Annotated in this window: 3 protein-coding genes; 1 reads left to right on the forward strand and 2 read right to left on the reverse strand. The window is 62.6% G+C overall.

Features of this window, described 5'->3' with window-relative positions; translation table 11 throughout:
- Positions 1-58: 58 nt before the first annotated feature.
- Positions 59-4939 (reverse strand): hypothetical protein, encoded by a 4881-nt coding sequence (locus ACU688_RS07935; protein WP_448184287.1) that lies wholly within the window; start codon positions 4937-4939, stop codon positions 59-61.
- A 373-nt stretch (positions 4940-5312) separates the two neighbouring features.
- Between ACU688_RS07935 and ACU688_RS07940 the strand changes: the two genes are divergently transcribed.
- On the forward strand, positions 5313-6731 hold the full coding sequence (locus tag ACU688_RS07940) for an amino acid permease (protein ID WP_448184288.1): 1419 nt from the start codon (positions 5313-5315) through the stop codon (positions 6729-6731).
- 3 nt (positions 6732-6734) lie between these two features.
- Here ACU688_RS07940 and ACU688_RS07945 read toward each other — a convergent pair whose 3' ends face one another.
- Entirely contained in the window at positions 6735-13247 is a 6513-nt protein-coding gene (locus ACU688_RS07945; RefSeq protein ID WP_448184289.1) for an NEL-type E3 ubiquitin ligase domain-containing protein, read from the reverse strand.
- Positions 13248-13294: the final 47 nt, after the last annotated feature.

Raw genomic sequence — 13294 nt, forward strand, 5'->3', positions numbered from 1 at the left:
ATCGGACTTGGTTGAAGCTTAGTCGGTGGGCGCAAGGTGTGAGGGAATTCTGCGCGCCTCAGGCGCGCGGGTATTTGCGGCTGTCCGTCAGCAGTTGCAGCCAGCGTGGATCGCTGGCCCTGGCCCAGCGCTGGTTCCCGGCATCATTGAATTGCACCGCAATGGCTTGGGAGTCCCACTCGAACATTTTGGCGCGCAGTACACGCAGGTAATCCGGGGCATGACAGGTGATCGAGGTCCAGGGGTCGCATATCCACAGCCCGCTCCAGGCGGCTTCGCTGAAATGCCAGGTGTGCGTCAACGACAGGGGGTGAGCACCGACGACAACAAAGGCGTGGGCCGCAGGCACCGTGTGCCAGATCGTTGCCGTGCCGCCGTTGGTGCGGATCAGTTCATGGGCAATATGGGCCAGTTGGTCACAGTTCCCGGCACCGGTCTTGAGGATGACTTCCGTGTAATCGGCATCGCCGAGTTTGCTGTACTGCCACATCACCACGGGTTCGGCCACTTGCATGCGGCGGGCATCCTGGAGGGTGGGCCCCATGATATTGGCCGAGCCGATGCCCGTCTTTTCCACCTGCGCCAAGGTGCTGGCGCTGGCTTGTTCGGCGAGATAGCGGTTGATCGACAGGCCGCTGGCGGCGGGCGGACGCGGCGGCCAGATGTCGAGCTGGACCGGGCGGCTGACCACGGTGATGTCCAGGTGACGGCCTTGGTCGGACAGGTTCAACAGCAGTTCACGTTGTTTCATCACGCTCAGGCTGGCGGCCTGTTCGCGGATCCGGGCCAAGCGTTCGGGTTCGATGCCGCGCCGGGTCAGCTGGAGGTAAAGGGTTTCCAGGGGCGGCAGCATCACCAGCGGTTGGTCGGGAATCAGGCCCGCCGCCTTCAGGTGCTGATGGCGCCATTGGCAGAATGCGTCAATCAGCGCCTGGTCAGTGCCGCCACGGCTGTAGTCCAGTTGTTGCAGTTGCAGGGTGTCGGGGCCGGTGGGGGTGGCAGGCGTTCGATAAAACACCCCGGTATCGGCTTCGACCACCCATTGCGGCTGCGTGAATACGCCTGGCAAGGTCACATCCAATGCCCTGAGCGTGCGGCTGTCGTCGATGCCATCGACAATGCCCGCGAGATTCAGCACTTGGGTCTGGTTCTCCAGCAGGTTGTCCAGTTCATCACCGGGCAGGCCGAATTGCGGCTCGTGGTCGATACGTCGGGCACTCACGTGCTGGCGGTAGACCAGCGGTTCGCGAGGACGCAGGGCCATGAGTTGGAACTCGCCCTCCCGTGGTGCCACCTCGTACACCCGACGGTGCAGCACCAACTTGCGGGCGGCCCCGCCGATGCTTGGCCCCGGCACCACGCGCAGGTGGTCAAGGGCTTGTACGCGGCGCCTATGAATCGAACGGTGAAACCAGTAGAGCTTTTTGCTGAAGCACAGCAGCGGCACCGGGCTGCGTTTGGCGCGGCTTGTGGGGCAACTGGTCGCGAACGTTTCGGCCAGTTGCAGGTACGCGGGCGAGGCGAGTTCGTTGAGCTGGGCCGGCCGTTGCGGGTTCAGTCGCCACAGGCGGTTGTTGTGCAGCAGGTCGATGGCGTCGCCGCGATGAATGATCAGTGGTGGGGTGTCGAACGATGGCTCCACCACCCAGGCCTTATAGCCGTCGGCGTTGTGCATCGGTATCACTGGCAGTGCTGAATCCAGGTGCAGAGGCTCAAGGGCGGGGCCGTAGGGTTTGCCACTGAAAGGATCAAACCCATGCCAGGCCTGCGATCGGTGCACGACTAACAGCGAGGTGATGCCCTCGGCCTGGGGCAACTTGGCCAGGCCGACATCGGCCCGATCAAGCAGGCGGCTGTAGTCGATACCGGCGCCTTGCACCCGTCGTTTGCGTGCCAGCCCCACGGCGGTGTCCAGCAGGTGCTCGCCCGCCTGGTTCAGTTGCAGCCAGCCCAGGCGGCCGAGGTTCAATAGGCTTGGCACGCTGTCCAGTGGGTTGAGTGTGGCATTCAGATAGCGGGTGCTGAAGGCGGTCAACTGGAGCAGCCTGCGGCTTGCCGGCAGGGCGCTTTTCAGGCTTGCCAGGCTGCGCGAGACGAACAGTCGCGTGGGGGCGAACAGGCCCAGCACATCGAACAGGCATCGCCAGCTGCCGTCGATAACGCGACGGGTATCCCCTGACGCCAGTTCGGGGACGCAGGCAAAAAAGGGCACCAGGCTCAAAATACCCTGGACCAGGGCGTCGAGGGCGCGTTGCTGGTCTTCCAGCACCGTGGAGCCACGCGCCGCCTCCAGTAAGGTATCGATGTCGAGAAAAAAGTGCTGGTTGGCGATCGCCTGCGCCAGGGCGATGCTGCGTGGTGAGTCGAAGCTCAGGTCGTCGGCGGTGTCCGCCGGCAGTGGCTGGGGCAGCCGGTCAATCACCACCGTGGCCGTCTGGTCGGGCCTGGGCACATTGCCGCTGGCGTACGCCTGCCAGTCGAGTGCGGCCGTAGTCCCGGTGATGAGCACGCTTTGCGGGCGCGTGCTGGTTGGGCTGCCGGTGACGATATGCAGCGGCTTGCCGCCGATGTCCAGATCGGCAGGCAGGCGCGGGTTGTACTGAACCTGGTTGATCAACGGGAAGAGTTCGTAGTAGCGCGTCTGATCGCGAAAATCACACCGTAACAGCACCCCAAAGCGCCCGGTTCGCGCCTGCTTGTCGACGGCAGGCTCCAGGTCCAGCGGCACCTTGGCCGGCTGGCGCACGACCAATATCTGTACCTCGCCCTGTTGCACGGCCTGGCGGTCAAACAGCGGCAACTGCACCAGCAGGTATTGGAGGGTCAGGCTGTAGGCCTGCTTGAGCCGCGTGACATGGGCTTGCGCCGCCTGATTGAACAACGCGTTGACGTTGCCCAACTGATTGAAGCGGGGCTTGAGGGTGCTCAACGACAGCGCTGAGTCACTGGCCCGCCACATCGTGTCGATGGGGTTCAAATGCCCGCTCATGTGCAAATGAACCAGGCTCAATTGCGGCCCACCGTCTTTTGGCTTGTACGGCGGCGGGTTCATGGGGCCGCCGGACCAGAGCAGGCAGGGCCGTTCCAGCAGCGGCTGGTCGGGAAACACCCGTTGCAAGTCCGCCAGGGCGACGGCGTAGCGTGTGGTCAGCGCTGTGGCCAGGGTTGCGCTGGCGTGCCGCAGGGCGTTGACGCGCGTGGCAAGGTGCTGTTTGAGCGCTTGCACCGCTGCCAACTCGACACTCTGGCGGCCGGGATGCAGTCGTGCATTTGCTACGCCCCAGTCGATCAGACTGACGGTGGCGCAATGCTCGCGCCAGGGCTGTTCGTCGGCGGGGCCTTCGCTGGCCCCCAGGGTCATCACGTCGATGTAGCTCAGTTGCCGCGAGACCCCGCGGGCCAGCGCTTCGGCTTGCAGCACGCCTTGCTTGAAGATCATCCATGCATAAGAGCGCATGAAGTACAGCGAGCCTGGGATGTCGCGCACCAGGCATTCGGGCGCTACGCCAGCGAGCATGAGATGGGTGGCAAGTGGGGCAGTGCGGGCGCTGGCGACGCCGCAGTTGACCAGGTGCATGGCCACTTCGTCGCGCAGGTCTGCATAACGGTGTCCCCAGAAGCGTGCGTGGTTCAGGTCCATCCCCGCGACGCGGTAGCGGACTTCACCGGCCTGCCGGTCAAGGCTCAGGATCAGTGCGCCGAGCACCAACGCGTCATAGCTGGCGTGGCTGGTCGATTCGTCTGCGCGCTGGCCGTACCAGCCCACGGCCACGAGTAACTGTCGCGCCAACTGTTGCGCCGTCGCGCTGTTGAGCAGGCGATGCAGGCAGGCGTCCGGCTCATCCAGCACCGACGTGCCCAGCAGCAGGTCTAGCAGGCGCGTGTCGGAACTGGGTAAAAAGCGCGTCACCGTGTTTATCACCTGGATGCGCTGTTCGCCTGTCAGCATGAGGGCACCCGGTTCCAGGGTTTCCCAGTAGTTACCCCAACGCGGTTTTGCCGGCAAGGCTTCAGATGCCTGTGCGTAGTGCTGCAAGGCAATGTCGGAATTGGCGAAGTCACACGCGAGCGGTATCGCCACGGGACGGGCTTGTTGTAGCCGCTCTTGCAAGTCCCAGGCGCTTTCGCGATCTGTGGGCAGGGGTAGCTGATGCAGCGTGAGCAGTTGCGCCAGGCTCCAGCGTGCGTCCTGGCGAATGCGTAGATTCAACTGTGTGCCGAGCATGTTCAGTTGGTCGAACTGGCCTGCCAGGGGCAATGCCAACAGCTGTGCGTGGTCGATCTCGACCCGCGAGCCATCAGCACGCGTGCCGCTGATGGCGCCTGTGCCGGGGTCGAACTCATAGTCGTGTGGCGTCAGACCCTGGACGGGTGCCAGGGCGAGAAACGCTGGGTGTTCGACTGTCGCTTGCAGCCACGCCGCCGCGTTGTCCATCGTTTCTGCCCAGAATGAACCGGAGGTCAATGTGCATCGGGTTTGGGTCAACGCCGCTAAGTTGAAGGGCTCGTCGGCCAATTCCAGCCGAGTGATAAGCGTGCGCAATTGTGTGACCAGGGTTTGCACATCCTGGTGCAGACGGGCGAACGCTTCCGGCAACATGGGGCCGGCAAAACTTTTGTCCTGACGCAGGGCGTCAAGCACCACGCCGCGTTGGGCCGGTGTGCGGGGCGATGGGTAACCGTAGAACCTGAGCACCTGGCGAGCAGTCAGTGGCGGCGGGTCGCCTGCGGGCAGGCCGAGCCCGTCGGGGTCGATTACCCATTGCAGGGTTTGCTGGCGCAAAGGATGTCCGACCGCCTGTTGGTAGCGCTGCAACCACTGGCCGGGTGAGGAATGGGCGGGGACCAAAAGCGGGCCGTCGGCCAGCCCCGCAGCAAGGTGGTCAATCAGGTCGTCAATCAGCAGTTGGTCGCCGAGGGCGCGTTGAGGGGTATCCATGTGTGAAGTCCTGAGCGGGGAAACCCCATCGTGCCCAGTGAGCGTGGAGGTTTCAGCGCGACACTTCCGAGTTGTCCATGGGGGATCGCACTTAGGCGGGTATGACGCTGGCGTGCGATACTTTGCGCTGTTCAATCAGGTGTTTTGCCCCTCGATGCAGGCCAACAGTGCTGTAATTGAGTTGTTTATCAGGCACTTTCACTCAATTTCCAGGCTTTTATGGTGAATGGCACTGGGTCTGGCTTTTTATACTGCACCCCCGCTCGAAGGGCTCGTTCACGAAGCAGCCCGGTCTGGGTAAAGGTGCAGGCTTACCGGCTTGCCCCTCGCAGACGCGACGGTCAATCCAATAACAAAATGAGGTTGTACCCCTATGCCAGTCGGCAACCCACTGCCCCACGGCGAGACCGCTCAAGGCGGCCCGCTCAAACGCGAACTCGGTGAACGGCACATTCGCCTGATGGCCCTTGGCGCCTGTATCGGTGTCGGCCTGTTCCTCGGTTCGGCCAAGGCCATCGAGATGGCCGGGCCGGCGATCATGCTGTCGTACATCATCGGCGGTCTGGCCATCCTGGTGATCATGCGCGCCCTCGGCGAAATGGCGGTGCACAACCCCGTCGCCGGTTCGTTCAGCCGTTATGCCCAAGACTACCTCGGCCCCCTGGCGGGCTTTCTCACCGGTTGGAACTACTGGTTCCTGTGGCTGGTGACCTGCGTTGCCGAGATCACTGCCGTCGCCGTGTACATGGGCGTGTGGTTCCCCGACACACCGCGCTGGATCTGGGCCCTGGCGGCTCTGATCAGCATGGGCACGATCAACCTGATCGCGGTAAAGGCCTTTGGTGAATTCGAATTCTGGTTCGCGCTGATCAAGATCGTCACGATCATTGCGATGGTCATCGGCGGCGTCGGCATCATCGCCTTCGGCTTTGGCAACGACGGCGTGGCGCTGGGTATTTCCAACCTGTGGAGTCATGGCGGCTTCATGCCCAACGGCGTGCAGGGCGTGTTGATGTCCTTGCAAATGGTGATGTTCGCCTACCTGGGCGTGGAGATGATCGGTCTCACCGCCGGCGAAGCGAAGAACCCGCAGAAGACCATTCCGAGTGCCATCGGCTCGGTGTTCTGGCGCATCCTGCTGTTCTACGTCGGCGCGTTGTTCGTGATTTTGTCGATCTACCCGTGGAATGAAATCGGCACCCAGGGCAGCCCGTTCGTGATGACGTTCGAGCGCCTGGGTATCAAGACCGCCGCTGGCATCATCAATTTCGTGGTGATTACCGCTGCGTTGTCGTCGTGCAACGGCGGTATCTTCAGCACCGGGCGCATGCTCTACAGCCTGGCGCAGAACGGCCAGGCCCCCGCCACTTTCGGCACCACCTCCAGCAATGGCGTGCCGCGCAAGGCGCTGCTGTTGTCGATCTTTGCCTTGTTGCTGGGCGTGTTGCTCAACTACCTGGTGCCGGATCAGGTGTTTGTGTGGGTCACCTCCATTGCCACTTTCGGTGCGATCTGGACCTGGCTGATGATCCTGCTGGCCCAGCTCAAGTTCCGCAAAAGCCTGAGCCCGGCCGAGCAGGCGGGGCTCAAGTACCGCATGTGGTTGTACCCGGTCAGTTCCTACCTGGCACTGGCATTCCTGGTGCTGGTGGTGGGCCTGATGGCGTACTTCCCGGATACCCGCGTTGCGCTTTACGTGGGGCCGGCATTCCTGGTGCTGCTGACGGTGTTGTACTACGTATTCAAGTTGCAGCCGACCAACGCCAGCAGTGTCGCCGCGCAATCGCTGTGAGACTCAATCGGCCCGCTGCGCGCCGCTTTTGGCCGCACGGGTCAGCTGGCTGACCAGGCGGTTGAGCTCGGCTGCTTTTTCCTCCTTGATGGACTGGCGTCGCTCCTGGTAATCCATGGAGCGGGTGTCGGGCACTTCCTGTTTCAGTATTTCGAGCTTGGAGCGCGCCACCTCATCGATGGTGGCGAAGGGCTCCGGCAGGCTGCGTTCCAGGTACTTGATCCAGAATTCCTCCATCAATATGGAGTTCGCGGCGCCGCTGGTGGCCTTCAATGCGGCCATCGCCTGAGTGATTCGGGTCAGGGCCAGGTTCGTCAGGTCGTGACCCGGTGCGTAAAGCCGCTCTTCGTGCTGCAACGGCAGGTTGTAGGTCTCTCGAAAGTGCAGGCGCAGGTACAGCTTGACCTCCACGTCATCCGGCTGCTGTCCTTGGGGGCCACGCTCATTGCGCAACGCAATCAGGTGGTCGTCGGCCAGTCGATCCAGGCTGCGCAGGTAAAACAGCCCTTCGGCCAATTCCAGCAGGTCCCGGTTGGCCTGGTTGGAGTTGGGGCGCACCATGGCCTGGTGTTGGCGGTGCAGGATTTCCATGTTGCTCAGGGCCAGGATGGCGCCGTCGCCACAGGTGCCCGCCAGGTAGGTGTTGAGGAATATGGTCTCGCGCAGTTCATGGGATTCGGCCATGCCTTGCAGCACGCGCCATACCCGGGCAACCAGGGCGGCTGTCCGTGAAGCTGTTCGGTAGTCATGGGCCAGGGTCAGGTCCCGCAGCACGCGGAACACATCATCGGGGCTTGCGCCTTCATGGTTCTTGAGCTGCTCCCACACCGTTTTGCGTTGTGCATGGTCGCGTGTGGGCACTCCTTCAAGCCAAGCATTGAAGTCGGTCGGCGCTGGCGACACATGCAAGGCGCCCGGCATTGCCCCACCCAGTACCGTGTTGGTTCTCATGCTGTATTCGGTCAAGCGTTGCAGGGTGGCGGCGTTCAGCGGGTTGTCATGCAGGATGGTGCCGCGATTGGCCGTACGCATCGCGGCGTTGGTGAACAGCGACTCGGGAATGGTGGTGATCTGGTTGTCCTGTAGCAGCAGGCTGTGCAACTGCGTGAGTCGTTCGGCCCCAATGGGCCATTGGCTGATACCGGTCTGTTGCAGGCTCAGGTTGAGCAAGTGGTTCATGGCCGAGACGTCCGGCGTCAAGCCCAGCGGGTTGCCGTCCAGGTTCAGCTCTTCCATGCGCGTCATGCCGGCCAAACGTTGCCGTGATTCTCCTGTGAGCGTGATGTTGTTGTCGCTCAGGTCGAGCTGCTCCAGTTGCAGCATATTGGTGATGCTGTTGGGCAGTTCGGTGATCATGCAGTCCAGCCGCAGCGATTTGAGTCCAGTGAATTTGCCCAGGAAGTCGTTGCCCGTCGGTGGGAAGGCATCGCCGGAAATCTTAAGGTACTCGATATGCTCGAAGCCCCGAGTGCCCAGGATAAAGTCCGCATCCGGCAGGTTGTTGCCGTTCAATTGCAGCTCAAGGCCATGAGCATCGAACAGGCCGCCGTAGATTGTCTGCCGTGTCTCGCGCCGCCAGGCGCGCAGAATCTGCTGCGCTGTAAGCCGTCGGCGCCCAAGGTTCAGGCCCAGCGGATCATTGGCATCGTTGGGATACTCGGCGTTCGCCCACCGATCCAGGCCGAATTCCAGGGCCTGGTATTCCGCCTTGCGCCGCTCCAGCTCCAGCAGTGCCGCCGGCTCATTCATATTCAGGGAGTCGATGAATTGGTTGGCATCGGCACGGCTCATCCTGGGGTAAAGCTCGCGGACCTTGCTTACCAGGTCTGCCGCCTGGGTACCGCCGAATGGCCATAGATTGCGCAGGCTGAACGGGTAGGCGGTGAAGGTGCTGTGTACGGGCATTGGCGGTTGCAACCAATAAGGGATGTGCGGCAAGCCCAGCAGATCCTTGATGGCCACACGCTGGTCGAGCGCCAGGTCGGCGATGGCGGTGCGCAGCGGTGTCAGGTCGCCGCTGTCATCCAGGCCAAGGGCAGTGAGCTGGCTGTCATCCAGTGTGCGCCACAGGGCGGTGAGCAGGTCGGTGGTGACGTCTCCTGCATCGGTGATCAATCTGCCCTCGGCGTCGTAGGCCTGGTAACGACCGTCGACCCTCGCAAGGATTTTGCGCTGGCTGCCTGCCAGGTAGCCGGCGCTTTCCAGCAACGGGCCGGCGGCGCTGCCTTGATGAATGTCGACCCGCAGATCGGTGGGCCAGCCGGGCACCAGCTTGAGCGCATGCAGGATGATTTTTTCGCTGTCGGGGTTATTCAAGGTGCTCAGGTACAAGCCTTCGAAAGCGCGGTTCAGGCGCAGGTCATTGGTAGTCAGCCTGGCCTGTTCTTTCAGGCGCAACGGCACCTGGTCCTTGTCGTTCAGCTGCTTGATTTCCTTGGGGGTGGCGTGGTCGAGCAAGGCCTGGAGGGCACTGGTGGGTAACGCTGGGTAATGACTGCGCAAGCGATTGTGCAGGGGGTGGCTGCTGCGCTCGCTTTGGGCATAAAGGGTGTTGAACAACTGGTCGCGTTCGCGGTAAGCGTGTTCGGCGATTTTCTTTGCCAACTTGAACAAGCGCTCCTCTTGGCCCTCGGGCAATTCATCGAGCAGAGCGCGGGTCAGTGCATCGTCACGTACAAGATGGGTCAGCGGCTCCACGCTGCGGCTTTGCTCTTGGGACAGGCGGATCTTCTGCGGTGCAGCAGCATTGGCCGCAGGGTAATGGGCAACGGTGCGACCGCTGTCGTCGTGCAGTTCGAGCACATGACTCTGGGGCCACTGGGGCAGCCCGCACACCAGCAGCAATTGCAGAGACGGGCGCGCGGTGCGGGTGGCCGAATAGGTGGTCATGGCCTTGATGAAATGCAGGACCTGACGCTCGATGCCAAAGCGTTTGCTGCTGTCTTTGAGCAAGGGCGGCGGTGGCAGCGCGGCACAATGTACCTCTCGCAAGGCCCGGCTGGGCGTATCGGTAATCTTCAGGATGCGCTCGGCGGTGAGTTGGTCGACGTTGAAATCGACGCTGCCCAGGCGTGAGAACAGGTGATGGTCATCCCATGCCAGTGGGCTTTCGCTGTCCAGGCGCCAGGCGCCGTGACGGTTGTGCTCAAGGCGTGGGGTATCGACCCCGACTTTTTGCGGGTGCTTGAGGCGCCACTTGCGCACGTTCTGATCGTAAGTCACCGGGTAGAACGCGCCGTACAGCGGCAGCAGTTGGTTGCCCTCCCAGTCGTACAAGCCTTCGGGGTTGGGTTGCAGGTCGAGGGGCAGCACCAGGTTCTGTTGGTATTGGCCCAGCGAATAGTCGAGCAGGCTCACCAGGCCAGCAGGGCTGCGGCGTTCGCTCATCAGGTCGCCCAAGGTATTGCGCAGGCCTTGGGCGTCGCTGGCCGATGTCATGCCGAGCAACGTGCGTTCGTGGGGTTGCAGCACTGAGGCGATGGCCAGGTAAAAACTGTCGACGGCCGGCGATACCGGGATCGGCCCGGCATTGCGCATGTCGTAGGCTTCGTAGCGGCCGTCGCCGTAGTGCAGCAGTTCGACGGTGGTGTCGTCGGGGCCGGTGTTCTTGTAGCGGTTTTGCGCCTGGCCGTCGACGATCTCGGTGACGGTGAAGTGGCGCTTGAGACGCTCCAGCAGCAGGCTGGCGGTGAACTCCCGCGCCCATTGGTCGGTGTCGCGGCTGAACGCTCGCGGGTGGTACAGGCCGTCGATCACCGCGTCGATACGCAACGCGGTGCGGTGTTGCTCAAGGTGTTCGCGTACGTTTGCAGGTAAGGTGGCGTCGTTGAGGTAGGCGCTTTGCTGCTTGGGGTCCAGCGGTGTTTTTTCCAGCAACTGATAAAGGTTGGCCGGGCTCAATGGCTGGAACTGCGCCTGAAGTTTGCTCAGCAGGGGAGTGACTTCCACGCCTTCGATGCGTGCCTTGATCGGCACGAATATCCGCGCTGGGTCGTCGGCCGGGACTTGGTGCCGGGCCTGTCCGGCATAACGAGTCAGAGCGCGGAACAAGGCAATGCGTTCCTTGCTCGCCAGGCCGCTGATTTGCAGACGCAGGCGGGCAATGCGCTGGGCCTCGGTGAGGTTCGGGCTGCCTTCCTTGCCCAGGGTCGAGTTGGCGGGTTGCTGGCGGATGATCAGCTCGAACAGCGCCTCCTGGGTCGGTGCGGATGTGGTCGGCGCATCGAGGGCGATGTAGGTGCCGTCGTCCTTGCGCTTGAGGTTGATGGCGTGGGTGGTGGCTTCGTTGGCGGCGTGGCTTTCCAGCAGGCGGCCTTGCTGGTCGTGTACATGAATGGCCGCAATAGCGGGCCAGCCCGGCAGTTGCACCAGCAAGCCGAACACCGCACTGCCGGCATGGGCTGGCATCGATCCGCTGCGATGAAAACTGCTGCTCAGTTGCTCGATGACCCGGTCTACCTGCACCCGTCGACTGGCTTCAACCAGGTTGACCGGCGGCGGCTCGCCAGCCCAGATGCTGTCAAGGATGGCGCGGGGCACGGCGGTGCTGCGCAGCAGGTTCCGCACTTGCTCGGCGGGCACCGGGGCTTCGCCGTTAGGCAGCATTTGCCCGATCAGTTGAGCGTCGGTGAGTTGGCCGGCGCCATGCAGGTCCAGCACCCAGGCTTGCAGCTTGGGGTTGAACACCACGGGTGCGGCAAAGCCGTTGCCGTTCTTGCGCTTGAGCACGAAACCCAGGGTTTTGGGGTTGGCAGTGACTTGTGCTACCACTTTCAACGAGCCTTGTTGCACAAGCGCGTATTGCTCGCCATTGATCAGGTACAGGCCCTGGGCATTCGGCATCTGGCCGTCGAGCAAGCGCTGGTTGGCGATGGCGTAAGGAGTGATGTCGGGTTTCCATAGCTCGAGGGTGCCGTCGCTGCGCGGTACTTTGCGCGGGTCTCCCAGGCGTTGCAGCAGCCCCTCGATGCGTTGGCGGTGCACCCGCCCGGCGGTTGAGATCAACAGGCCATTGATGGCCAGATCCACTACATCGGTCATGGCTGCGGCGAAATCACTGGCCTGACCCTTGGCAGCCTCGTTGATACCAATGATCAGGCTGTAGGCCAGGTTGCCGAACACCACCAGTTGCATCAGCCGGTTCAGGCCGGTAACGCCACCGGGTACGGGGGTCATCAGCAATTCCATGATCTCGGTGGCCATGGCCGCCGCACCGTCGATGACGCCCTGCAAGTCGCGCTCTGACCGCCCGGTGGCGAGCATGCCGAGATTGGCCTGGTAGTGCTGGGTATGACGATAGGTAAGGGCTTGCACCAGGCTGAGCGCGCGCGCCGGCTTGGGGTCGTTGATGAACCGCAAGTGCTCCAGGGTTCTCTGCGGGAACAGGCTGTGGAAGCTGTCATAGAGATAGCCCGCCACCAGGCTCAGGCCTTCGGGGCGTGGTTCTTCGCGCAACAGGTCTCTGAACTGGTTGATCTCGGTGATGGGTAACTGCCGTGAGAACCAGCCCAGGTCGCCTGCGGCGTGGCTGGCCTTGAGGTCGGCCAGAAACTGCGCCCCCGCCGTTTGGGCGTCCAGATGAAAGCGCATGGCGCCACCGGGGCGGAACGGGAAGTAGGACACCACCCCCAGGCTTCCCACATGGATCAGCAACAAAGGTACGGGGATGCTGGTGCCGGATGGCGTAAAGGGCACCGCAGCCAGGAGTGTGTGGTCGATGTCCATGCTCAACGTGTCGAAGGGCAGCGCCGTGCCGGTGCCCTCGATGGTGCCCACCAGCGCGTCGTAGGTGGCTTGCGTTACACCGCTGTTGGCGCGGCTGCGATAGGCCTCCAGTGCTTCGAAGCGCAGATGGGCGCGGGCGCAGGTCTCGATCAAACCTTGCAACGTGCCGCCCGCTCCCAGCGTGGCAGCCAGGCGGGTGTGCAGTTTTCCGCCCAGGTCCAGTTCGCGGCAGATGGCAATGAATTGGCTGACGCTCAGTTGTTTTTCGTCGACGCCGGTCAGGTAGGACGCATCCACATAACTGTGCCCGGACGCCTGCGGGTTGCCGGTGCCGAAATCGAAGTTCAGGCACGCCGCCTCCCATAGCGACATTCGTGAGACGTGTGCGCGGTACTTCCATTCATCCACGGCGCGCCGGAACCGTGGGGATTGGGTCAAGCCACCGATGGCGCTGCTGCGTGGTTCCCACGGCAAGGGTGTATCGAGTTTTTCCAGATAACGGGTATTGATGAAGATCTTTTGCGGGTCGAGACCGCCGAGCTTGCTGCGTAGCTGGGCCAGGCCGCTGGTCTTGAATTGTTCGACCAGGCGAGTGTTTTCGCTTTCGACGGCTTTGAGCGCGGCGATGGCGTTGCGTTGCAGGCTTACATACTCACGCTGTTGTTCGAGCGTCAGGCTGTTCATCGACTGCGCCAGGATGTGGCGCAGCAGTTCCAGGGCCTGTTGCCGGCCCCAGGACTCGCTGGACTGCAAATGGCCGGACAGGCCGTTGAGAAGGTGGTGGTTGGGCATGGGCCTTTTCCTTTCACAGTGAGATGTGGAAGGAAATGGGAACACTC

Source organism: Pseudomonas acericola (SeqCode), assembly GCF_053456465.1.

Coding starts and splice junctions, on each gene's coding strand:
- ACU688_RS07935 (WP_448184287.1), bottom strand. CDS start 4,939: ATGGATACCCCTCAACGCGCCCTCGGCGACCAACTGCTGATTGACGAC.
- ACU688_RS07940 (WP_448184288.1), top strand. CDS start 5,313: ATGCCAGTCGGCAACCCACTGCCCCACGGCGAGACCGCTCAAGGCGGC.
- ACU688_RS07945 (WP_448184289.1), bottom strand. CDS start 13,247: ATGCCCAACCACCACCTTCTCAACGGCCTGTCCGGCCATTTGCAGTCC.